This is a genomic window from Pseudomonas sp. HB05, assembly GCF_016756915.1.
Classification (GTDB): domain Bacteria; phylum Pseudomonadota; class Gammaproteobacteria; order Pseudomonadales; family Pseudomonadaceae; genus Aquipseudomonas; species Aquipseudomonas alvandae.
This window is the reverse complement of sequence record NZ_JAESPG010000016.1, coordinates 157084-179236: the sequence shown is the minus strand read 5'-3', so window position 1 is coordinate 179236 and position 22153 is coordinate 157084. Positions and strand designations below refer to the sequence as shown.

The window sequence follows — 22153 nt, the reverse complement described above, 5'->3', positions numbered from 1 at the left end:
TCGCTTCGCTCGGCAGCTCCTACGGTGCAGTTCGGCGCACAGCAAGTTCTCTCGCCACAAGGGCAAACAGTGATCGATCCGCAGTTGCCTAAAGCCCCTCCCGAACCGCCCCGCGAATCCCCTCCAGCAACATCGTAAACGCCGGATTGTCATTGTCCTCCCGCCATACCAGGTGCAGCTCACTCTGCACCCCTTCACCCAAATCGATCTCACGAAACACCACCTGCCGGAACACAACGCTGGTCGCGCAACGCGGCACCAGCGCCAGGCCCATGCCGGCGTTGACCAGCGCCAGGATGGTCAGCGAGGAGCCGAGCCATTGCACGAACTGCGGGGCGACCCGGGCCGAGCGGAGCATGCCGGTGAGCAGTTCGTTGAAAGGCGGGTAGGCGGAATGGGAGTACATCAGGAACGGCTGTCCATCCAGGTCCTGCACGCTGACGGTCTCGGCGTCGGCCAGTGGATGACCGGCAGGCACCGCCAGGACAAACGGTTCGCGCACCAGGCATTCGGTGGCGTAGCCGGTTTCCAGCAGGGGCGAGCGGACGATGCCCAGGTCGATGCGTCGGGCGCGCAGGGCTTCGTGTTGTTGGTAGGTGTTCATCTCTGACAGGACGATCTTTACCTGCGGTTGCTTGAGCCGCGCCTCGGCGATGACCTTGGGCAGGAATTCATACACCGCGCTGCCGACGAAGCTGATGGTGACCGAGCCGATGTCACCCTGGGCAAAGCGCTTGGCGGCCACGGCGGCCTGCTGCGCCTGTTGCAGCAGGTTCTGCGCCTCGATGAAAAACGCCCGTCCGGCGGCAGTGAGGGCGACGCTGCGAGTGCTGCGGGTGAACAGTTCGACCCCCAAGTGATGCTCCAGCAATTGGATCTGCCGGCTCAACGGTGGCTGGGTCATGTTCAGGCGTTCGGCGGCGCGACGGAAGTTGAGTTCCGTCGCCACGGTGGTGAAGCAGCGAAGTTGGGCCAATTCAAACATTGATTCAATCTCGGTATCAATCAAGTGCCAAGTTAGATTAGACGGGAACAATCGGCGGCGTCCATCATCGGGTCGTTCCTTACAAACAATCCCCACAAAAACAAGATCGGGAGGCCCGCTGTGAATCACGTACCGGACTCGACCCTGGCCCTCGCGGCGGCCAAGGTCAAACGTCACGTCCTGCCGTTGGTGGTGGTGATGTTCATCGTCAATTACATCGACCGCGTCAACATCGGCTTCGTCCGCAGCCACCTGGAGACCGACCTGGGTATCGGCGCCGCCGCCTATGGCCTGGGTGCCGGGTTGTTCTTCGTTGGCTACGCGCTGTTCGAAGTGCCATCGAACATGCTGCTGCAGCGCTACGGCGCCCGGGCCTGGCTGACCCGCATCATGTTCACTTGGGGCGCGGCCGCGATGGCGATGGCGTTCGTGCGGGGTGAAACCAGTTTCTACGTACTGCGCTTCATCCTTGGCGCGGCGGAGGCGGGATTCTTTCCAGGCGTCATCTACTACTTCACCCAATGGTTGCCGGCCAGCGAGCGCGGCAAAGCGATGGCGATTTTCCTCAGCGGTTCGGCCATTGCCTCGGTGATCTCCGGGCCGGTGACCGGCGCCTTGTTGAACGTCAGCGGGCTGGGCCTGCATGGCTGGCAATGGATGTTCCTGATTGAAGGCGGCGCGTCCATCGTGTTATGCGGGTTTGTCTGGTGCTGGCTGCAATCGCATCCCAGCCAGGCCAAGTGGCTGACAGCGGAAGAAAAAACCGTTCTGATCGCGACCATCGCCGAAGAGCAGCGAGCGCGCGAAGCCGCCCAGGTGATCAAGCCATCCATGTTCAAGTTGCTGGCTGACCGGCAGATCGCGCTGTTCTGCTTCATCTATTTCTCCATCGCCCTGACCATTTATGGCGCCACGTTCTGGCTGCCGAGCATGATCAAGAAGATGGGCAACCTGGGGGATTTCCAGGTCGGTTTGCTCAATTCCATTCCGTGGATCATCTCCATCGTTGCGATGTATGGGTTCGCGGCCCTCGCAAGCAAATGGAAATTCCAGCAGGCCTGGGTCGCGGTGACGCTGGTGATCGCCGCGTTCGGCATGTTCATTTCCACCACGGGCGGGCCGATCTTCGCCTTCGTCGCCATCTGTTTCGCGGCGATCGGTTTCAAGGCCGCCTCGGCACTGTTCTGGCCGATTCCCCAAGGCTACCTCGACGCCCGCATCGCGGCGGCGGTGATCGCCCTGATCAATTCCATCGGCAACCTCGGCGGTTTCGTCGCGCCGACGGCCTTCGGGTTCCTGGAGCAGACCACCGGGTCCATCGAGGGCGGCTTGTATGGGTTGGCGATCACCTCCCTGGTCGCCGCTGTCGTGATCTTTTTTGCCCGCACCCAACCGGGGCGCGGCACACCGGATTCACCTTCCGGCCTGCCGGAAAAAAAACCAACCTTGAACCCTGGCCCATCGGGAGCCGCTGCATGAAAATCAAACGCGTCACCGTGACCCCCATTGCTTTTCGCGATCCACCGCTGCTTAACGCCAGTGGCATCCATGAGCCCTTTGCGCTGCGCTCGATCATCGAGATCGAAAGCGACAACGGCTACATCGGCCTCGGCGAGAGCTACGGCGATGCGCCGGCCCTGGCGATCCAGCAGCAGGTCCAGGACCAATTGATCGGCATGGATCCGTTCAACCTCAACCAATTGCGGGCCATCGTCCAGGCCACCGTTGCGGCCCATAAACCGGCCAGCGTTGCGGGGGCGGAATTGGCGCCGGGCTCCCATGCGAGCAAAGCTGTCAGCAATGCCTATTCGGCGTTCGAGGTGGCCTGCCTGGACCTGCAAGCGCATTACCTGAACGTGCCGCTGGTAGATCTGCTGGGCGGTGCGATTCGCGATGAAGTGCCGTTCAGCGCCTATCTGTTTTTCAAGTACGCCGAGCACATCGATTCGCCATACCCGGCGGACAGTTGGGGCGAAGCGCTGAACGAACAACAGATCGTCGCCCAGGCGCGGCGGATGATCGAGGAGTACGGGTTCAAGAGCATCAAGCTCAAGGCCGGCGCCCTGGAGCCGGAGCATGAAGTCGCTTGCATCAAGGCGCTGAAGCAGGCGTTCCCCGGGCTGCCGCTGCGCATTGATCCCAATGGCAACTGGTCGCTGGAGACCTCGATCCGCATGGCCGAGTTGCTGGGGGACGACTTGCAGTACTACGAAGACCCGACACCTGGGTTGGAAGGGATGGCCGAGCTGCACAAACGCACCGGGCTGCCGCTGGCGACCAACATGGTGGTCACCGATTTCGACGAGTTCCGCCGCAGCGTGGCCCAGGACAGCGTGCAGATTGTCCTGGCCGACCACCATTACTGGGGCGGACTGCGGGACACCCAGGTGCTGGCGAAGATGTGCGACACCTTTGGCCTGGGGGTGTCGATGCATTCCAATTCGCACCTGGGCATCAGCCTCATGGCCATGGCCCACGTCGCGGCCTCGGTGCCGAACCTGGATTACGCCTGCGACACCCATTACCCGTGGCAGGAACCGGATGAAGAGGTGATCAAGGGCGGCAAGCTGCCGTTTGTCGACGGCTGCGTGAAGATCACCCGGGCGCCGGGCCTTGGCCTGGAATTGGACCGGGATCAACTGGGCAAGCTGCATGAACAGTTCCTCAGTTGCGGCATTCGCCAGCGTGATGACGTGCGGCAGATGCGGCGGTATAAGCCGGATTGGAAGACCGTCAAGCCGAGGTTCTGACCCGAAGGCGAGGGGCCTGCTGCGCCCGAGGCGTCGGACCGGGCCAGCGGGAGCAAGCTCCCTCGCCACGGGATCACCTCGTATTCGGGAACGAAGTCGTACTCTGCTTTTGTGGCGAGGGAGCTTGCTCCCGCTGGGCTGCGCAGCAGCCCCAAACCAGACGACTCGGTGCCACTGCCCAACGAGTTGATCCTCCCAACCCACCCACCGGCCCACACCCAAAGTACCGCGCCCGGCGGCATCGGGGTCTTACGCCAAAACTGCCGCGCCGACCCTGCGCTGCCAAAGCAGCCGCCAATCACCCCCAAGGCAGCGTATGACGCGCCCTGGCGCCTTTCGATAATCGCCTCCGACATCCCGTCCCCTGTTGCGGAGCGCGCCATGCACAACAATAAAAATACCTGCCTGCGTTTTTTGCCTGCGGTCATCGCCGGCCTCTCGACCCTCGGCTCGATGCCCTGGGCCCACGCCGAAATCATGCTGTACGACAAGGACCAGACGACCTTTTCCACCGACGGCTACATCAACGCCTTCTACGTCAACAGCGACGTGGACCGCGCCGGGGACCAGTTCGACCGGCGCCAGGCGCGGGTCAAGATGGGGTTCTTGCCCAATTACCTGGGCTTCAACATGGGCAAGCAGGTCGATGACCTGAAGCTCGGCGCCCGTGCCTCGTTCTGGGTGACCATCAACGACAGTGAAACCAACGGCACCGATACCGCCATCGATGTGCGGCAGTTCTACGGCACCGTCGCCAACCCGGAGTGGGGCGAGGTGCTGATCGGCAAGGACTTTGGCCTGTTCGCCCGTTCCAACATCCTGCTCGACGAGCTGCTCGCCGGTTACGGCCAGGTCAGTGACACCCTGGGCCTGGTGGACGGTGGCGGCGTGTCGTTCGGCAATATCGGCAGCGGTTATCCGTACCCGTTCCCGACGTCACAGATCACCTATCGCACCCCGGTGATGGAAGGGCTGCGCGTGGCGGTGGGCATCATGGACCCGGTGGACACCAACGACAGCAGCGCCACCGGCAAGGCCTACCAGGAAAACCCACGCACCGAGAGCGAGATCACTTACCAATTCGACTTGGCCGGGGCGAAGATCTACAGCTGGCTCAACGGCAGCTACCAGACCTCCGACAACACCGATTCCAACGTCGAGTCGGTGACGTCCAAAGGCCTGGGTTATGGGGTGCAGGCGAAGATGGGCGGGCTGTCGCTCACCGGCTCGGGGTTCCAGGCCAAGGGCATCAACCCGTTCTTCACCAACAATGCCGGCGAAGCCACCTTGCGCAATGTCGACAGCAAGGGCTACCTGCTGCAGGGCTCCTACAAACTGGGCAAAAATCGTTTGGCGTTGTCCTACGGCAAGACCGAGGACGACGGCAACGGCGTGGTCGGCAGCGGCGCCGATTACGAGACGCGCGGTATCGCGTTGTTCCATGACATCAATGACAACCTCAAGCTCGTGGCCGAATACAACCAGTTCGAAATCGATGGCCATGACACCAGCGCGCAGAACGAAGACACCGACACCTTTGCGGTGGGGGCGGTGTTGACCTGGTAATCCGATCGATCGGGTTGCAATGACCCCTGTGGCGAGGGGATTTAGCGAAATGTCGCACCGCCCCGCTGGGGCGCGAAGCGGCCCTAATCCCTGATTACTCGGTTCCACACAAAGGTCCGGGGGCTGCTGCGCAGCCCAGCGGGGATAAATCCCCTCGCCACAAAAGCGGTCTCGAACATGTCTTAGGTTTTCGTGGCGGCCCCGACCGTGCGCATCGCGGCCGGGGCCGTCACGGTTCTCCTCCCATGGAAGTGCCCACCCGCTACCCAAGTAGCATTCGTGGGCAGGGCGCGGATTCGTACACTCAAGGCTCTATCACGCACCGTCGGAGGCGCAGATGCAGCAGGCCCAGAGCGAGGGTGTGGTCAGCGCCATGTCCCAGGCAACGGACGTCGAACAAGTGGCCCAGGAACTGGCGCGACAGTTGTTGCACCCCTACCTGGGGTTCGTGCTGTTTTTCTGTTCCGCCGAATACCATTTGCCAGACCTCGCCCAGGCGTTGTCCCGGAGCTTTGGCGGGATTCGCCTGGTGGGCTGCACCAGCGCCGGGGAAATCACCCCGCAAGGCTACGGCCGCAATTGCGTGACGGCGGTGGGTTTCGACCACCGGCATTTCTCCATCGCCGCCGAACTGATCGGCGAGATGGAGCACTTCAGCCTGATCGACGCCCAGCAGATGGTCGAGCGGCTGGCGAGCGGTTGTCGCAGCAACGCCTTGGCGCCAATCAAGGGTCACAGTTTCGCCTTGACCCTGCTGGACGGCCTGTCCAGCCGTGAGGAAATGGTGCTGGCAGCCTTGAGCGCCGCCCTGGGGGACATCCCGCATTTCGGCGGTTCGGCCGGCGATGACAACTACCTGACCCACACCCACGTTTACTTTGAAGGCCAGTTCCACAGCGGCGCAGCGGTGGTAGTGCTGATCAATACCTGGCTGGAATTCGAGGTGTTCACCACCCACCACATCCTGCCCCGGCAAGAGAAACTGGTGGTGACCGGCGCCGACAGCGCCTCGCGGCGGGTCTACGAACTCAACGCCGAGCCTGCCGCGGAGGAATACGCGCGGCACATCGGCGTCCCGGTGAGTGCCCTGGACTATCGGGTATTCGCCGCGCACCCCTTGGCGGTGCGGATCAACGACCAGTACTACGTCCGAGCGATCCAGCAGGTCCATCCGGACCTGAGCCTGAGTTTTTATTGTGCGGTGGAGAACGGCATCGTCCTGACCGCCATGGATCCGGGGCCGTTGCTGCACAACCTGCAAGACCTGTTCGACGGCTTGCAGGCGCGCCTCGGCGATCTGTTGCTGACCATCGGCTGCGACTGTTTCCTGCGGCGCCTGGAGTTGGAAGGGCGCGACGGCCTGGAGCAGATCGGCCAATTTTTGCGTGAACATCGGGTGATGGGGTTCAACACCTATGGAGAACAGTTCAATGGCATGCACATCAACCAGACGTTCACCGGAGTTGCCATTGCCCGCCATCGCGTCCCCGGCCATCGCTGAGCTGCAGGCGCAGCTCGCCGCCCTGCAGCATGAAAACCACAAGCTGCGGCGCATCAACGACGCACTGATCGAACGGGTGGAATCCGGCGTGACCCGCGGCAACGACCCGTATGCCGCGTTCCAGCATTCGGTGGTGCTGGCCGAACAGGTGCGCGAGCGCACCGATGCCCTGAACCAGGCCATGGCCGAGCTCAAGGCCGGCAATCATTTGCTCGGCGAAGCACGGTTGCGGGCGGAAACGGCCCATCGGCACTTGATCGATGCGATCGAAAGCATTTCCGATGCATTCGTGCTATTCGACGAGCAGCAACGCATCGTTCTGTTCAACAGCCGTTTCAAGGCGTTCTGGGCCCACAGCCGCGTGCGGATCATTGCGGGGATGCGCCTTGGCGAGGTCAAGCGGTTGATGACCGCCAATGGTTTGTTCAGCGAAGAAACCCGCGGCCAGCCAGACGAGCCGGTGCTGTATCGTTTGCAGAACGGGCGTTGGCTGCAGGTCAGCGAACGGCCGACCCAGGAAGGCGGGCGTGTGATCCTGTTCACCGACATCACCGACGTCAAACTCAGCGAAACCGTGCGCCGCGAACAGGCCGTCGCGCAGAAATCCCATCTGTTGCAGCGCGCCGTGGACAACCTGTCCCAGGGCGTGGCGATGGTCAACGCCCAAGGTGTACTGGAACTGTGGAACCGGCGCTTCCTGGAGCTCAGCGGCCTGGCGCCGGTGGCGGCCCATCGGCTGTTCAACGAAGTGATCGCCGACAGCGAACTGCAACTGCTGACGCCGGCCAGTCGCGACGGAAGTGGCCGGCGGATTCAGGAGTGCGAGCAGCGCCTCTCTGATGGCCGCGTCCTGGAGATCCGCACCCATCCGCTGCCCACCGGTGGCTACGTCAACACCTTCACCGACATCACCGAGCGTTACCAGCACGCCGAGGCGTTGAGCGAGAGCGAGCGCTGGATCCGCCTGATCACCGACCACGTGCCGGCGTTGATCGCCTACCTCAATGCCGACCTGGTCTATGAGTTCACCAACAAGGTCTACGAGCAATGGTATTGCTGGCCCCGCGGCGTGATGCTCGGCCAGAGCCTGCGCGAAGCCCACAGCGAACAGCATTACCAGCGCCTGGAAACCTACGTGGCCCGGGCGTTGGCTGGCGAGAGTGTGACCTTCGAATTCGCCGAGACCAACATCAACAACCAGGAGCGCTACATGTTGCGCTCCTACGTCCCCAACCGGCTGGCCAACGGCGAAGTGGTGGGCATCTTCGTGCTGATCCGCGACATCACCGAACGCCGTCGCACCGCCGAGGCGTTGCACCAGGCTTATCAGAACCTGGAGCAGCGGGTGCAGGAGCGCACCGCAGAACTGACGACCCTCAACGACCAGTTGCTACGGGAAATCGACGAGCGCAGCCGGGTGGAACTGCGCCTGCGCGAAGCCAAGCGTGAAGCCGAGCGGGCCAACCTGTCGAAAACCAAATTCCTCGCGGCGGTGAGCCATGACCTGTTGCAACCATTGAACGCGGCGCGGCTGTTCACCAGCGCCTTGCTCGAACGCCGCGAGCCAGTGGCGAACGCGCAACTGGTGCGCAACGTCAGCAATTCCCTGCAGGACGTGGAAAATCTGTTGGGCACGCTGGTGGATATTTCCAAGCTCGATGCCGGTGTGATCAAGGCCGATGTCGCGCCGTTCGCCTTGTGCGAATTGCTCGACAACCTGGCAGCCGAATATCGCCAAGTGGCTCGCAGCGAGGGGCTGGAGTTGCGATTCATACCTTGCTCGGTGCTGGTGCGCAGCGACATCCAACTGTTGGCGCGGATCCTGCGCAACCTGCTGAGCAACGCGCTGCGCTACACCCCGAACGGGCGAGTACTGTTGGGATGCCGGCGCCACGGCAATCGTGTCTCGATCGAAGTGTGGGACTCCGGCATCGGCATCGCCCAGGATCGCCTGGAGGAGATTTTCCAAGAGTTCAAGCGCGGTGACGTCCAGCGTCCGGACCAGGATCGTGGCTTGGGCCTGGGGTTGGCGATTGTCGAGAAGATCGCCGGGATCCTCGGGCATCGCATCCAGGTGCGTTCATGGCCGGGCAAAGGCTCGGTATTCGCCATCGAAGTCCCCCTCAGCGCCACCGCGCCCAAGCCGCTGCCGTGCCTGGACATGAGCGAACCGATGCTCGAACGCCTGCGTGGCGCGCGGATCTGGGTACTGGATAACGACGCGGCGATCTGCGCAGGCATGCGCACTTTGCTGGAAGGTTGGGGCTGCCGGGTAGTGACGGCATTGTCGGAACAGGACCTCGCGCGGCAGGTGGAGGATTATCGTGCCGACGCGGACCTGTTGATTGCCGACTACCACCTGGATCACGACCAGAACGGCGTGGACGCCGTGGCGCGGATCAACGCCTGCCGAACCTCACCGATTCCCGCGATGATGATCACGGCCAATTACAGCAACGAACTCAAGCAGCAGATCCGCGAGCTTGGCCACACGCTGATGCACAAGCCGGTGCGGCCAATGAAGTTGAAGATTGCGATGAGTCACTTGCTGGGCCAAACAACCAGCCGATAAGTCGAACCGCTTTTGTGGCGAGGGGATTCATCCCCGCTGGGGCGCGAAGCGGCCCTAATTCCGGATTACTCGGTTCCACAGAAAGATCCAGGGGGCTGCTTCGCAGCCCAGCGGGGATAAATCCCCTCGCCACAGTTGATCTCTTTTCGCCACGGAGCGCGGGTAGCCAGCTACCGGCGCAAGTACGCCCCGAAATCAATATCCCCCGCACTGAGAATCGCCTGCACCCGGTTATGCACGTTGAGCTTGCGCAGGATCGCCGAGACGTGGGCCTTGACCGTGGTTTCGGCGATGTCCAGCGTGTAGGCGATCTGCTTGTTCGATTCGCCCTTGGTCATGCGTTCGAGCACCAGCAGTTGCTTGCGCGTCAGGGCCTGGAGCAGTTCGGGCGGGAACGCCGGGGTTTCGTTCAGGCGCCGGCCCGTCGGGCTCTTCTGGGTGCGGATGATGTCAGGCGGCAGGTACACGTTGCCATTGAGGATCTGCTCGATGGCGTCGGTCATTTGCGAGCGCGGCGAAGACTTGGTGATGAAGCCCACCGCGCCATAGGTGATGGCCTGCAGGACGATCTGCTTGTCCTGCTCGGCGGAAACGATCACCACCGGGATGGTCGGCGCCTCGTTGCGCAGGTTGATCAGGCCATTGAGGCCGTGCATGCCGGGCATGTTCAGGTCCAGCAGGATCAGGTCCAGGTCGTCGTGTTCGCGGGTCAGCGCCAGGGCGCTGTCCAGGTCGGCGGTTTCCATCACCTCGCTGCCGGCGAAACCGTCGCTGATGACGTTGTGGATGGCTTCGCGAAACAGTGGGTGATCGTCGGCTATCAGGATTTTATACATGGCCATTCACCTCGTTATTGTCGTGTTGGGGCAGTTGCACGCAGGTCGCTCACATCAGGGAAAAGGTTCGGGGCGGGCGGCTTGCAGGGGCAGGTTGGCCGCCTCCCAGGCGTCGAGGCCGTCGCGGTACCAGTACAAATGGTTATAGCCCATGGTCGCGGCGCGTTTTACCGCGTTCCAGCTCAACCAGCAATCGGAGCGGCAGTAAAAGACCAATGGTTGATCCAGGCGTTCGGCGGTGGCTTTGCGCAGGTGGAAAGTAAAGTAGTCCTGCCAGGTCGGATCCAGCTCGCCATCGCCCGTGTTGGCCAGCCACAGGCTGCCGGGAAGGTTGGCGTGGGGCTCGGTGTCGATGAACTGTCCCTGGACCCACGGGCGACGGTAAACGTCGATCAGTACCGGGGCAGGTGTCTGCCCGAGCAGGCGCTGCAAGGATTCGGTGTCGAGGGTTTGCGCGCCGTCGGCGGAGGCGGGCGTCGGGCTGCGGTACTGCGTGATGCGGTAGCCCTGCGGGGAAAACAGCGCGGTGTCGGCCTGGGCGACATTCAGCGCCAGGCCCAGCAAGACGATCGCCAGCAAACGGGGCATGGGATTTATCCTTTTTGTTATGCGCCCATTACATGCCAGGGTCGAGGTCTTGTGAATGCGACCATAGACAGGAAAACCGCTACTAAAGTAGTAATTTTCATCACGAATCACACCAATCCCCTGTGGGAGCGGGCTTGCTCGCGATGGCGGTGATTCAGTCAGCATTGATGTGTCTGGTCCACCGCCTTCGCGAGCAAGCTCGCTCCCACAGGGACCGTGTGTTGCTGGACCGTTCAATTGGCCTTGCGCAACGCCGCATGCTGCGGATTGAACGTCCACACCGCCAGCAGCGCGAACAGCAGCGTCAGCCCCACACACACGGTCATCGCCAGCAGGTTGAATTGCCCGTACAAGGCGAACCGCACCAGTTCCACGCCATGGGTGAAGGGGTTCACCGCGCACAACCAGTACAACCACGGGCTGGCCTCGAGCATTTTCCACAGCGGATACAGCGCCGAAGACAGGAAAAACATCGGGAAGATGACGAAATTCATCACCCCGGCGAAATTCTCCAGTTGCCGGATCGCATTGGACAACAACAGGCCCAGGGCGCTGAGCATCAGCGCCACCAACAACAGGGCCGGCAATGCCAGCAGCAGGCCCATCGCCGGAGGCTGGACGCCGTAGACCCAGGCGATGGCGAGAAAGGCGTAGACCTGCAGCAAGGAAATCAGCGAGGTCGCGAGCAACTTGCTCGCCAGTAGAAAGGCCCGGGGCAGGGGGCTGGTCAGCAACACGCGCATGCTGCCCATTTCCCGGTCGTACACCATCGACAGCGAGCCTTGCATGCCGTTGAACAACAGGATCATGCAGGCCAGCCCCGGCACGATGTATACCTCGTAGGGGATGTAGGTGTCGTAGGGCGCGATGATGGCGATGCCCAGCGCCGCCCGAAAACCGGCGGCGAACACCAGCAACCACAACAGCGGTCGCACCAGCGCGCTGAGCAACCGCGTGCGCTGCAAGACGAAGCGCAGCCATTCGCGCATCACGATGCCGCTGAAACATTGCCAATAAGCATTCATGCGGCCACCCCCGAGGCAGTCAGACGATGGAAGGCCGAGCCGAGGCTGCCGCCGTGTTCCTCGCTCACGTCCTCGGCCCGACCGCTGGCGACGAGCCGGCCCTGATGCACGATGAGCAGGTCATCGCTGGGCTGCACTTCGTCGAGCAAGTGAGTGGTCCAGAGCACGCTGATGCCGTGTTCATTGCACAATTGGCGAATATGCTGCCCCAAGGCCTGGCGACTGGCTGGATCGAGCCCGACGCTCGGCTCGTCCAGCAGCAACAGGCGCGGTTCGTGGAGCAATGCGCGGGCGATTTCCACCCGGCGTCGATGGCCGCCGTTGAGGTTGCGCACCCGCTCGTGGCGCCGCTCCGTCAGATGTTGGCGGGCCAGCTCGGCGTCGATCCGCGCGCTGCCCTGGCGCCGCGAAATACCGTGCAGCGCGAGGTGATAGCGCAGGTTCTGCTCGACGCTCAGGTCCAGGTCCAGCGTGCTTTGCTGGAACACTACGCCCAGCTGGCGCAAGGCCTGGCGCGGTGACGTGCGCAGCGAATGGCCGCCGACCCGGATCTCGCCGAGCTGGACGTCATACAGGCGCGTCAGCAGGGCAATCAGCGTCGACTTCCCCGCACCGTTCGGTCCGAGCAGCGCGGCGAAGTGTCCGGCGGGCACGCTGAAATGGATCTGGCGCAAGGCTTCCCTGGCGCCGTAGGCGAAACTCAGGTCGCTGACTTCCAAGGCGTTCATGGCGTCACCACTACGCCCCAGGGATAGCGCCCGACTTTCACCGACTTGAGTACCTTGCGGCTCTGGACGTCGATGACCGAGACATCGCCGCTGACGCCATTGGTCGCCAGCAATTGCTTCTGGTCCGGGGTGAACGCCAGTTGCCAGACGCGCCGGCCCACCAACAGGTAATCCAGCACTTCGAAGTTCTTCGCGTCGATCACCGCGACATGGTTGGCCGGGCCCAGGGCGACGAACGCGAGCTTGCCGTCGGCGCTGAGCTTGATGCCCACCGGTTGTACCTTGTCCGGATGCACGCCCTTGATCTGGAAGGTCAGGGTTTTCAGGACTTGGCGCGTGGCAACGTCGAGGATAGTCAAGGTGCCGCCGATTTCCGCCGAGGCCCAGAGCTGCGTGCCCTCGCGATTGAACTCGACGAAGCGCGGCCGTTGATCGACCAAGGTGTTGTCCGCCAACGTTTGGGTGCTGGTGTCGATCCAGTGCAGCATGTTGGTGGTCTCGCTGGTGTTGACCGCCCACTTGCCGTCGGGGCTGACGGCCATGCCTTCGGGCTCGACGCCCACGCCAATCTGGCCCAGCACTTCGGAGGTCTGGGTGTCGATCACCGTGACCAGGGCATCGTCTTCGTTGGAAACATAGAGCCAGCGATCGTTGGGGTGCAGGGCGAATTGTTCCGGGTCCTTGCCGGACGGCAGCTCCTTGATGATCTTGCGGGTGGCGACGTCCATCACCTGGACCCGGTCCGAATCGCTGGCGCAGATGTACAACAGGCGGTTGTCATGGGACAGCAACAGGCCCCGGGGGCGTTGGCCGACCGGCAAGGTTTCGACGACTTCAAGGCTCTGCAGATCGATCAGGCTGAGGCTGTTGTCTTTTTCATTGGAGACCCAGGCAATGCTGGCCGCAGCGGGACCGGCAAGGAGCAGCGAGGCGCCCAGGGCGAGGGCTTGGCAAAGCAGAGCCGGGTTGAGCAGGGGGCGGCGCATGGCGTTTTCCTTATTGTTGTTATCGATCAGGGGTAGCGACAGCTCACTTCGGGTTGGTCGAAGCCCAGGCTGTCCATTTCGTTGGACGGATGCAGGAAACCGTCCTGGGGCGAGGTGCTGACCAAGGCTCGCGGCTGAACCAGGGGAATCGGTTGGCGCAACTGGCCGTTCCAGGGGCGATAGCTGAGCTTGCGGCCCTTGAATCCATCCAGCGGCAACTGATCGCCGAGGGCCAGTTGGCGAATCGCGAACGGGTCGTCCTGGCGCAACTTGCTGACGGCGGCGGCGATGCTGCGCACGGCGATCCAGGCGGCGAAGTCGCGGTCGTTCATCCAGCGCCCGGCCAAGGCTTCGAAGCGTTTTTGCAGTTGCGCCGCGCCGTAGGTCTCGACCGTCTTGTGCCAACCGGTGGGCGTCAGCCCCTGGGTGCCGGCCACCGGGCGCGGATACCAGGTCTGGTAGGGCACGTATTCACCAAAGTCGCCGCGCTCGTCGGCCACCAGCACCACGTCGTATTCCGCGGTCTGGGTGAACAGCGGCATGTCGGCCTGGGCGCTGCGGCGCTGGTCGTTGTCGAACTGCCAGGCCTTCTCGGCAACGATCTTCATGCCGAAGCGCTTCATGGCCCGGCGCAATGCGGCGGCGTAGGCCTGGTCTTCGGGTGTCTGGCCGACGATCAGCAAGGCCCGCTGCCATTTGCGCACGACACTGAATTGGATCAGGGCATCGGCGAGGGTCGCGCGGTCGGGCAGGGTGTGCAAGACGTTGCCCGGGCATTCGGTGGTGCGCAGGCTGTCATCAGGGCTGCCAGCGTTGAAAAGCAGGCTGTCGGGGAGGGCGGCACTGAGCTGGCGCAGGCTTTCGCCCGGCGCATTCACCACGAACAGACGCAGGCCTTGCGCATGCTGGGCACGGGCGGCCTCCAGCAATGCCTGGGGGCTGTCGACGTTGGCACTTTCGAGGCGGTAGTCGTGCTTGAGAAATCGTCCGGTGCTGTTGCTGTCGATGATCGCCAGTTCGGCGCCGCGCAGCCCGGCATCGGAGGGTTCGGCGATGACGTTGGACAACAGCGGGCCAGGGTCGGGCCGGTAGCCGAGGTAGCCGATGCGCACCTGCAACGGCACGGCGTCGCCTGCCTGGGCGGTCGCCGCAGCCAACAGGTAAACCAGGGCGTAACTGACAAGCCGGCGCATGACGTCCTCCATTGCAGGTAGCCCCAGCATAGGAAGGCCGTGGTCCCGGGGAAATATGCAGAAAGTACCACCGGGGCAGTACCAAGGTAGTAGCTCGCCCCGGGCGCCAGGGTTTTAGGATGCCCTGTATCGTCATTCATCAGGGAGCGGACAGGCATGCGAGTTTTCAAGACGCTGCTGTTGCCGTTGTTACTGATCCTGAGTTTGATCGGAGTGGATTGGCGTGCCCCGACCCCTGTGGGAGCGAGCTTGCTCGCGATGATGGCGGCACATTCAATATTGAGGCCGGCTGACCCACCGCTATCGCGAGCAAGCTCGCTCCCACGGGGGATCGGCGTGAGTCAGGGGGCGGAGCACTAGCCATGTCAGCCCTCTGGCGAATCAACCTGTGGGTCACGGCGTTCTTCGCCCTGGTCACCCTGGCCTGTGCAACCCTGCTGTTGCACCAGGCCACGGCGGATGTGCGACGGGAACTGCAATCGGCCGAGTCGGTGGTGCATTACCTGCGCGAGACCGCCCAGCGCGACCCGGCCAGCCTCCAATCGAGGCTGACTGGCAGCCTGCGTCATGTACGGGTGCGCTGGTCGGCACTCGGGGAAAATTCGCCAGCGCAAGAGCCTGGCTTGAACGCCTGGTTGGGGCGTCGACTGTTGGCCGATGGTCCTGCCGCCCAGGTCGTTGAATTGCAGGACGGACGTCGGGCCTGGATCGCCGTTGACCCCGTGGATGAAGTGGATGAGATCCTCGATTCCCTGGTGCAACTGCTCGGCGTTTGCGCGATGGCCTTGCTGCTCAGCTTGCTGGCGATTCGTTGGGCGGTGCGCCGGGGCATGCGCTTGCTGGACGAATTGCTGCAGGCGCTGCATCAGGTGTCCGCCGGGGATCTGCAGGTGAACCTGCGGGCAGCAGGCATTTCGGAGGCCCAGCGGTTGGCGGAGCATTTCAATCGGATGACTGCCGCCCTGGCCCAGACCCGGGCGGACAATGCTCGGCTGACCCAGGCATTGCTGGCTGTGCAAGAGCAGGAGCGCAGGTCCCTCGCGCAAACCCTGCACGACGATTTGGGCCAGTACGTGGCAGGCATTCGAGCGCGGGCCTGCCTGCTGCGGCTGGTGATCCACCAGCCGCCTGCGCTGGAGCAGACCGCCAGCGAACTGGAAGAACACTGCGATCATTTGCAGCAAGGTTTTCGCGCCTTGGTCAACGATTTGTACCCCGTCGTGCTCCAGCATCTGCCGCTGGGCGAGGCCATCGAGCTGTTGGCCCGGCAATGGCAGGACAACCACGGCATCGCCTGTCAGTTGCGGGTCGATGGCGCGCTACCGGCATTGGCCGGGCCGGACAAAGCCCACCTGTACCGCCTGTTGCAGGAGGCGCTGACCAACATCGCCCGGCATGCCGACGCCAGCCAGGTACGCATCCGCATGCAGCACCGCGCCGGGCGCCTGCGGCTATGGGTGCGCGATAACGGTTGCGGTGCCCAGCAGCCCGCCCGGGCCGGCGTGGGCTTGCATTCGATGGCCGAACGGGCCCGCAGCCTCGGCGGTGAGCTGCGGGTCATGAGCCGGCCCGGCGCGGGTTGGGCGCTGGACTTGAACATTCCCCTGGAGGCGTCATGAACATTTTGTTGGTGGATGACCACGCCGTGGTCCGGCAAGGCTACGCCAGCCTGTTGCGAGCAATGATGCCGGAGCTGCAGGTTCGCGAAGCCGCTTCGGGTGAAGAGGCGTTGAGCCAGGTGCAGGAGCAGGTACCGAACCTGGTGATCATGGACTTCGGGCTGCCGGGCATCAGCGGGCTGGAAACCACCCGGCGCCTGCGGCAGCGCCTGCCGCAACTGCGGGTGTTGTTTTTCAGCATGCACGATGAATTGCCATTGGTTCGCCAGGCGCTGGAGGCCGGCGCGGCAGGTTACCTGACGAAGAATTCGGCACCGCAAGTATTGGTGGAAGCGGTGCGGCGGGTGTTGGCCGGTCATGCCTATATCGAACAGGCCCTGGCGACGCAATTGGCTTGCGCGACCACCCGCCACGACAGCGATCCGCGCCTGCAATCGATGACCCAACGCGAGCTGGAGATTTTCGTCATGCTCGCCAAGGGCACCCCCGCGCGAACCATTGCCGAACGGCTGTGCATCAGCGCCAAGACCGTTTCCAACCACCTGACGTTGCTCAAGAGCAAGTTGCAGGTCAGTTCCCATGCTGAGTTGGTGCATCTGGGGATTGATATGGGGGTGGTGCGGGTGGCGGGGTGAAAGCAGGCGATGAAGATAATTGTGGCGAGGGGATTTATCCCCGCTGGGGCGCGAAGCGGCCCCTAGATCTACCTGGCATACCGAGTTGTCGGGTTTTAGGGCTGCTTCGCAGCCCAGCGGGGATAAATCCCCTCGCCACGGGGCGTTCAGCGCTCCCAAGAAGTCGGGCACCCGACACACCCCTGCATATTCGCATCCTGGAAATTCCCATAGTGCTGCCGCGAGCCCATCAGGTTGGCCTGCTCCAGATTACTTTCACCCAGCTTGACCTCTTGCAGATTGGCATCGCGCAGATCAGCGCCCTTGAGGTCGGCCTTGCTCAGCCAGGCCATTTCCAGGTCGGCGGCCTGCAGGTTGGCGTCGTGCAGTCGGGCGCCGGACAACCGCGCGAACTGAAGATAGGCCGCCGTCAGGTCGGCCTGCTGGAACTGCGCACCCTGGGCAAACAGGCCCCAGCCCTGGATAGCCTTCAGCGTGGCACCGCTGAAGTCCGCCAGGCGCAGATTGCTTTGTTGCAGGCTGGCTCGATTGAGATTGGCGCCCTGTAGCTGCGCTTTCTCGAGATTGGCCAGGTCCAGCCGCGCGTGGCGCAGGTCGGTATCGCGCAGGTCTGCGCCGGCGAGGTTCATCTTGCGCAGGTCCTGGTTGGCGAGCTTGGCGCCCCGCAGGTTGGCGCCGGGGCATTGGCTGGATTCGGCGATGGTGCAGCCGTTGATTGTCAGAGCGGTGTCGGGGTCATCGGCATGGGCAACGGCGCCGATGAACAGAAGCAGTAATGGCAAAAATTTCATGGCAGGAACTCGGTGTTAACTGTGGGAGCGAGCTTGCTCGCGATGGCGGTGGTCCAGCCGGCATTGATGTTGACTGACATTGCGCTATCGCGAGCAAGCTCGCTCCCACAGGGGGTGGTGGTGTGGGTTGGGGCCCAGGTGGGTCAGGGTTATTTCTGCGCCGTGGCCTTATCCCAACTCGGAATCTTGAACACCCAGAACGAACCACCCTGGGCCACTGGCTTGGTCAGTTCGGCCATGTCGCCGCCCCACAACGGCACGGCGCCGCCGTAGCCGACGGTCACGCCGATGTACTGCTCGCCGTCCTGCTCCCAGGTGATGGGCGGGGAGACGATGCCGCTGCCGGTCTGGAACTTCCACAGCTCCTTGCCGGTTTTCGCATCGAAGGCCTTGAAGAAACCGTCGCCGGTGCCGGTGAACACCAGGTTGCCCTTGGTCGCCAGCACGCCGGCCCACAGTGGCAGCGGCTCCTTGTGCTCCCACACCACCTTGCCGGTGGTGGGGTTCATCGCCCGCAGGCTGCCGACGTGATCGTCATACATGCGCTTGATCCGGAAACCCATGCCCAGGTAGGCCGAGCCTTTCTTGTAGCTGACTTCCTCGGTCCAGTACTCCTCTTTCCATTGGTTGCCTGGTACGTAGAACAGTCCGGTGTCCTGGCTGTAGGCCATGGGGTTCCAGTTCTTGCCGCCGAGGAACGGCGGCGAGACTTCCACCGGCTTGCCCTTGGTTTCTCCCGGCAGCGGCTTGGCTGGGCGCTGGCCGGGATTTTCCACCGGCCGACCGGTCTTCAGGTCGATGTGGCTGGCCCAGGTGATGTTGTCGACGAAGGGGAAGGCGTTCTGCAACTTGCCGTTATTGCGATCCACCACATAGAAGAAGCCGTTGCGGTCGGCGTGGGCGGTGGCCTTGACCACCTTGCCGTCCTTGTCCTTGTAGTCGAATAGCACCAGCTCGTTGTTGCCGGAGAAATCCCAGGCGTCGTTCGGCGTGTGCTGGTAGAACCATTTCACTTCACCGGTGCTTGGGTCGACACCCACCTGGCCGGAGGTGTAGAGGCTGTCGTAGTCATGCGGATTGCCGTCCTTGGCCGTGCGCGCCCAGGTGTTCCAAGGGCCGGGGTTGCCCGCGCCGACGATGATGGTGTTGGTCTCGGCATCGAAACTGGCGCTCTGCCAAGGCGCGCCACCGCCGTGGCTCCAGGCTTCGACCTTGCCGGTCTCGGTGGTCTTGTCGTCAGGCCAGGACGGCGCCTTCACGTCGCCGGTTGGGGTGCTGTCCTTGCCGTTGAGGCGGCCCATGTGGCCTTCGACGAACGGGCGCATCCAGACTTCTTCGCCAGTGTCCGGATCACGGGCGAACAGTTGCCCAACCACGCCGAACTCATCGCCGGAACTGCCGTGGATCAGCAGGACCTTGCCGCTGGTCTTGTCCTTGATCAGCACCGGGGCGCCGGTCATGGTGTAGCCGCCGGCGTGGTCGCCGAACTTCTTGTTCCACACCACCTTGCCGGTGTTCTTGTCCAAGGCGACGACGCGGGCATCCAAGGTGCCGAAGTAGATCTTGTCGCCATAGATGGCCGCGCCGCGGTTGACCACGTCGCAGCACGGGCGGATGTTGTCCGGCAGGCGGTGGTTGTAGGTCCACAGGCGCTTGCCGGTCTTGGCATCCAGCGCGAACACCCGCGAATACGAGCCGGTGACGTACACCACGCCGTCGCTGACGATGGCCTGGGATTCCTGGCCGCGTTGCTTCTCGTCGCCGAAAGAATAGGACCAGGCCGGGGTCAGCTTGAACACGTTCTTGTCGTTGACCTGGGCCAGCGGGCTCCAGCGTTGGGCGTTGGTCCCCATGCCGTATTGCAGCACGTCCTGGGTGGTCAGGTGATCATTGGCGATGTCTTCCCAGGTCACGGCGGCGTGCGTCTGGGTGCCCAGGGACAGGCCACCGGCAAGCAGCAAGGCAACGGCCAGGGAGGAGAGGGCGGGGCGGGTTTTTATTGTCATGGTGGGATTTCCCAGTGAGGTTTTGGCCTGACTAGGGTCGGGGCTCGCACGCCTCGTCCGATACGGAAAAAGTCCCGCCCTTGCCGGGAAGACTTCCCAGGCCGCCTGTCTTTGCGACTTGCGTCGGACGACCTGCTACCAAGGAACTAGACCGCGACCACCAAAGCAGCATTCGGCTGTAGGCACGCGGTTCCTAAGATGACGGCACGGCCTCTGCAAAGAGGTCTTGCGTGCAATTTCGAGGGCATAACAATGACAACAAAACGCAACGCCATCATCGCTACCGCATTGCTGATGGGGCTGACCGGCGCTGGCTCTGCATGGGCCCATGGCAACGTAGTGCCCCAGGCAGTGGAAACCAAAGGGCTGACGCCCATCAAGGACGCCAACCTGCCGGTGGACGCCGACGGTTGGGTCGCACAGAACCCTTATCGCAACTCTCCGGAGCGGGACAAGGCCGTGGAAATCGGCGCTTCGGCCTACAACCAGAACTGCGCGGCCTGCCATGGCCTGGAAGCCAAGTCCGGCGGGATCGCACCGGACCTGCGCATGCTCGACGCCGCCGAAGCCGGCGATGAATGGTTTGTCGAGCGCGTGCGCCACGGCGCGGTGCGCGACGGTCGCGTCTACATGCCGAAGATGGCCGATTACCTGAGCCAGGAAGCGCTGTGGGCGGTGCGGACTTATCTGGACAGCGTGCACGTCGAGGAGTGATTGCCATGCGCTTGTTCGCGTGGGTGATGTGCGGCCTGTTGCTGTGGGGCCCGGCGGTGCAGGCGCAGGTGCGCAGCTATGACCAGATGATCGCCGACGGCGAATTGAAGGTCGCGGTCTACAAGGATTTCGCTCCCTACAGTTTCGAAGACCAGGGCCAGCCCCGGGGCGTCGATGTGGAATTGGCACAGGCCCTGGCCAAGGCCATGGGCGTGCGGCTGAAACTGATCTGGGCGCCGCCCGGCGAGAAGCTCGACGATGACCTGCGTGACTACATCTGGCGCAGCAGTCCATTGCACGACCGGCAATTGGCCGACCTGATGATGCGCGTGCCGTACGATCACGACTATGTGCAACGGCGCAACGACATCGGTGAGCTGGAAAACGCCCAGGTGGTGATGTTCGGGCCGTATCAACAGGAATGCTGGCAGGTGGCGTATGACCGTCGCCGACTGGAGTCGGTGGGCAGCGTCGCGGTGTTCCAGCAGCACCCCATCGGCGTCGAAGTCGACAGCGTGCCCTCGTTCTACCTGACCTCGGTGTTCAACGGCATGCTGAGCGCCAAGACCCGCCATTACCCCACCGTCGCCAAAGCCTTCGGGGCCATGCAGGCCGGCGAAGTCGACGCGGTCATGGCGATGCGCGGGGAGATCGACTGGCAAGTGCATCAGGCGGCCGACCCGCAGTTGGCCCTCGCTGAAAACGCCTACCCGAACATGGGCAAGCAGCGCTGGGAGATCGGCATGGCGGTGCATGAAAGCAACCGTCAGTTGGCCTACGCAGTGGAAGAGGCACTGGAAGGTTTGATTCGCGATGGCACTCTCAAGACGGTGTATGCCCACTATGGCCTGCGCTACGAAGTACCCGAGATGTACCAATAGGAGCGCGGGATGAATTGGCGAGCGTTCGGCCTGCTGTTGGGTTGCCTGCCGTTGATGGCGAGCGCGATCGAGCCGGGAAAGGACCCGGTGCCGTCGGTGATGTGGGCCTTCTATCACAAACAGTTGCTGGCGGATGCGCCGTTCGTGTTCGACGAGCGGGTGCGGGTGCTGGCGCCGCCCTTTGCCGAAGACGCGCGCCAGGTGCCGCTGGAAATCGATGCGCGGGCCTTCACGGGCGACGTCGTGCGGGTGCTGGCCTGGGCCGAGCTCAACCCGCTGCCAAGAATCGTTGATTTCCATCCTTCGGAGCGGGTGCTGCCGTGGCTGTCGATCCGTATTCGCATCGAGCAAGCGACTCCGCTGCGTGCCGCCGTGCAGACCCGCGACGGCCTGTGGCACGTTGGCTCGACCCTGATCGATGCGGCGGGTGGCGGTTGCACCGCGCCCAGCGTGGTGCGCACCCAACCGGGATGGGAAGAACACTTGGGCGAAGTGTTGGGCGGGCGTTACCCGCGTGGGGATTCCAATCGCCTGCGCTTGCAGATCGCCCATCCCATGGACAACGGCCTGGTGAGCGGCATCCCGGAGTTCTTCCTCAACCAGGCGCAACTGTTGGACGCCGACGGCAAGCTGCTGGCGCGCCTGGAGCTGTTCCCGGCGGTCAGCGAAAACCCCAACCTGGGCTTCGATATCCAAGGCCCGGGCCAGACCCGCCTGGTGCTGCGCGACAACAGCGGCAACCAGTTCGAGGCGGCCATCCCCTGATCAAAGGAGCGC

General features: G+C 63.2%; 19 protein-coding genes. 10 read left to right on the top strand and 9 right to left on the bottom strand.

Annotated features, from left to right (window positions below):
• Positions 1–88: 88 nt before the first annotated feature.
• A complete protein-coding gene (locus JMN22_RS15730) occupies positions 89–985 on the bottom strand; it encodes a LysR substrate-binding domain-containing protein (protein ID WP_198796448.1) in 897 nt (298 codons plus the stop codon).
• Between the two features lie 120 nt (positions 986–1105).
• Between JMN22_RS15730 and JMN22_RS15725 the strand changes: the two genes are divergently transcribed.
• From JMN22_RS15725 to nahK, 5 genes are all read left to right on the top strand, one after another.
• Complete coding sequence (locus tag JMN22_RS15725; RefSeq protein ID WP_198796449.1) at positions 1106–2464, top strand: MFS transporter; 1359 nt, start codon at positions 1106–1108, stop codon at positions 2462–2464.
• Positions 2461–3735: a glucarate dehydratase family protein gene (locus tag JMN22_RS15720; RefSeq protein ID WP_198796450.1), complete on the top strand. Its 1275-nt coding sequence runs from the start codon at positions 2461–2463 to the stop codon at positions 3733–3735. The genes JMN22_RS15725 and JMN22_RS15720 overlap by 4 nt, the downstream gene beginning before the upstream one ends.
• A 381-nt stretch (positions 3736–4116) precedes the next feature.
• The gene (locus tag JMN22_RS15715) at positions 4117–5301 is read left to right on the top strand and encodes a porin (RefSeq protein ID WP_030140743.1); all 1185 of its coding nucleotides are present in this window, start codon (positions 4117–4119) and stop codon (positions 5299–5301) included.
• A 337-nt stretch (positions 5302–5638) separates the two neighbouring features.
• Entirely contained in the window at positions 5639–6802 is a 1164-nt protein-coding gene (nosP, locus tag JMN22_RS15710) for a nitric oxide-sensing protein NosP (protein ID WP_198796451.1), read from the top strand.
• The gene (gene nahK, locus JMN22_RS15705; protein ID WP_236010297.1) at positions 6732–9374 is read left to right on the top strand and encodes a hybrid sensor histidine kinase/response regulator NahK/ErcS'; all 2643 of its coding nucleotides are present in this window, start codon (positions 6732–6734) and stop codon (positions 9372–9374) included. Before nosP ends, nahK begins: the two co-directional genes overlap by 71 nt.
• Positions 9375–9544: 170 nt before the next feature.
• On the opposite strand, the gene JMN22_RS15700 is transcribed toward nahK, so the two are convergent.
• From JMN22_RS15700 to JMN22_RS15675, 6 genes are all read right to left on the bottom strand, one after another.
• Positions 9545–10210, bottom strand: coding sequence for a response regulator transcription factor (locus JMN22_RS15700; RefSeq protein ID WP_039588789.1), 666 nt, complete (start codon positions 10208–10210; stop codon positions 9545–9547).
• A 54-nt stretch (positions 10211–10264) separates the two neighbouring features.
• Positions 10265–10798: a PQQ-dependent catabolism-associated CXXCW motif protein gene (locus JMN22_RS15695; RefSeq protein ID WP_030140746.1), complete on the bottom strand. Its 534-nt coding sequence runs from the start codon at positions 10796–10798 to the stop codon at positions 10265–10267.
• A gap of 233 nt (positions 10799–11031) precedes the next feature.
• On the bottom strand, positions 11032–11823 hold the full coding sequence (locus JMN22_RS15690; RefSeq protein WP_198796452.1) for an ABC transporter permease: 792 nt from the start codon (positions 11821–11823) through the stop codon (positions 11032–11034).
• Positions 11820–12551, bottom strand: coding sequence for an ABC transporter ATP-binding protein (locus JMN22_RS15685; protein ID WP_198796453.1), 732 nt, complete (start codon positions 12549–12551; stop codon positions 11820–11822). The genes JMN22_RS15690 and JMN22_RS15685 overlap by 4 nt, the downstream gene beginning before the upstream one ends.
• Positions 12548–13537: a YVTN family beta-propeller repeat protein gene (locus tag JMN22_RS15680; RefSeq protein WP_198796454.1), complete on the bottom strand. Its 990-nt coding sequence runs from the start codon at positions 13535–13537 to the stop codon at positions 12548–12550. Before JMN22_RS15680 ends, JMN22_RS15685 begins: the two co-directional genes overlap by 4 nt.
• Positions 13538–13563: 26 nt before the next feature.
• A complete protein-coding gene (locus JMN22_RS15675; RefSeq protein ID WP_198796455.1) occupies positions 13564–14730 on the bottom strand; it encodes an ABC transporter substrate-binding protein in 1167 nt (388 codons plus the stop codon).
• Positions 14731–15092: 362 nt separating this feature from the next.
• On the opposite strand from JMN22_RS15675, the gene JMN22_RS15670 reads away from it, so the two are divergent.
• Together JMN22_RS15670 and JMN22_RS15665 are read left to right on the top strand one after the other, a co-directional pair.
• Entirely contained in the window at positions 15093–16349 is a 1257-nt protein-coding gene (locus JMN22_RS15670) for a HAMP domain-containing sensor histidine kinase (protein WP_198796456.1), read from the top strand.
• Positions 16346–16984 carry a response regulator gene (locus JMN22_RS15665; protein WP_030140753.1) on the top strand — a complete coding sequence of 213 codons (639 nt, stop codon included), beginning with the start codon at positions 16346–16348 and terminating at the stop codon, positions 16982–16984. The genes JMN22_RS15670 and JMN22_RS15665 overlap by 4 nt, the downstream gene beginning before the upstream one ends.
• A 146-nt stretch (positions 16985–17130) precedes the next feature.
• On the opposite strand, the gene JMN22_RS15660 is transcribed toward JMN22_RS15665, so the two are convergent.
• Together JMN22_RS15660 and exaA are read right to left on the bottom strand one after the other, a co-directional pair.
• Positions 17131–17775 carry a pentapeptide repeat-containing protein gene (locus JMN22_RS15660; RefSeq protein ID WP_198796457.1) on the bottom strand — a complete coding sequence of 215 codons (645 nt, stop codon included), beginning with the start codon at positions 17773–17775 and terminating at the stop codon, positions 17131–17133.
• 149 nt (positions 17776–17924) lie between these two features.
• Positions 17925–19781 (bottom strand): quinoprotein ethanol dehydrogenase, encoded by a 1857-nt coding sequence (gene exaA, locus JMN22_RS15655; RefSeq protein WP_030140755.1) that lies wholly within the window; start codon positions 19779–19781, stop codon positions 17925–17927.
• 252 nt (positions 19782–20033) lie between these two features.
• Between exaA and pedF the strand changes: the two genes are divergently transcribed.
• Genes pedF through JMN22_RS15640 form a run of 3 tightly spaced genes read left to right on the top strand, consistent with a single transcriptional unit; the run spans position 20034 to position 22141 of the window.
• Positions 20034–20495: a cytochrome c-550 PedF gene (pedF, locus tag JMN22_RS15650; protein ID WP_030140756.1), complete on the top strand. Its 462-nt coding sequence runs from the start codon at positions 20034–20036 to the stop codon at positions 20493–20495.
• Positions 20496–20500: 5 nt separating this feature from the next.
• Positions 20501–21376, top strand: a complete 876-nt coding sequence (locus JMN22_RS15645; protein WP_030140757.1) for a substrate-binding periplasmic protein — start codon at positions 20501–20503, stop codon at positions 21374–21376.
• Between the two features lie 9 nt (positions 21377–21385).
• On the top strand, positions 21386–22141 hold the full coding sequence (locus JMN22_RS15640; protein ID WP_198796458.1) for a quinoprotein dehydrogenase-associated SoxYZ-like carrier: 756 nt from the start codon (positions 21386–21388) through the stop codon (positions 22139–22141).
• Positions 22142–22153 lie beyond the last annotated feature (12 nt).

Excerpts from the sequence above, each read along its gene's own strand:
- JMN22_RS15680 (WP_198796454.1), bottom strand. The coding sequence starts at position 13,537 with ATGCGCCGCCCCCTGCTCAACCCGGCTCTGCTTTGCCAAGCCCTCGCC.
- JMN22_RS15675 (WP_198796455.1), bottom strand. The coding sequence starts at position 14,730 with ATGCGCCGGCTTGTCAGTTACGCCCTGGTTTACCTGTTGGCTGCGGCG.
- JMN22_RS15720 (WP_198796450.1), top strand. The coding sequence starts at position 2,461 with ATGAAAATCAAACGCGTCACCGTGACCCCCATTGCTTTTCGCGATCCA.
- exaA (WP_030140755.1), bottom strand. The coding sequence starts at position 19,781 with ATGACAATAAAAACCCGCCCCGCCCTCTCCTCCCTGGCCGTTGCCTTG.
- pedF (WP_030140756.1), top strand. The coding sequence starts at position 20,034 with ATGACAACAAAACGCAACGCCATCATCGCTACCGCATTGCTGATGGGG.
- JMN22_RS15640 (WP_198796458.1), top strand. The coding sequence starts at position 21,386 with ATGAATTGGCGAGCGTTCGGCCTGCTGTTGGGTTGCCTGCCGTTGATG.
- nosP (WP_198796451.1), top strand. The coding sequence starts at position 5,639 with ATGCAGCAGGCCCAGAGCGAGGGTGTGGTCAGCGCCATGTCCCAGGCA.
- JMN22_RS15685 (WP_198796453.1), bottom strand. The coding sequence starts at position 12,551 with ATGAACGCCTTGGAAGTCAGCGACCTGAGTTTCGCCTACGGCGCCAGG.
- JMN22_RS15700 (WP_039588789.1), bottom strand. The coding sequence starts at position 10,210 with ATGTATAAAATCCTGATAGCCGACGATCACCCACTGTTTCGCGAAGCC.
- JMN22_RS15690 (WP_198796452.1), bottom strand. The coding sequence starts at position 11,823 with ATGAATGCTTATTGGCAATGTTTCAGCGGCATCGTGATGCGCGAATGG.
- JMN22_RS15645 (WP_030140757.1), top strand. The coding sequence starts at position 20,501 with ATGCGCTTGTTCGCGTGGGTGATGTGCGGCCTGTTGCTGTGGGGCCCG.
- JMN22_RS15730 (WP_198796448.1), bottom strand. The coding sequence starts at position 985 with ATGTTTGAATTGGCCCAACTTCGCTGCTTCACCACCGTGGCGACGGAA.
- JMN22_RS15715 (WP_030140743.1), top strand. The coding sequence starts at position 4,117 with ATGCACAACAATAAAAATACCTGCCTGCGTTTTTTGCCTGCGGTCATC.
- nahK (WP_236010297.1), top strand. The coding sequence starts at position 6,732 with ATGGCATGCACATCAACCAGACGTTCACCGGAGTTGCCATTGCCCGCC.
- JMN22_RS15660 (WP_198796457.1), bottom strand. The coding sequence starts at position 17,775 with ATGAAATTTTTGCCATTACTGCTTCTGTTCATCGGCGCCGTTGCCCAT.
- JMN22_RS15695 (WP_030140746.1), bottom strand. The coding sequence starts at position 10,798 with ATGCCCCGTTTGCTGGCGATCGTCTTGCTGGGCCTGGCGCTGAATGTC.
- JMN22_RS15665 (WP_030140753.1), top strand. The coding sequence starts at position 16,346 with ATGAACATTTTGTTGGTGGATGACCACGCCGTGGTCCGGCAAGGCTAC.
- JMN22_RS15670 (WP_198796456.1), top strand. The coding sequence starts at position 15,093 with ATGTCAGCCCTCTGGCGAATCAACCTGTGGGTCACGGCGTTCTTCGCC.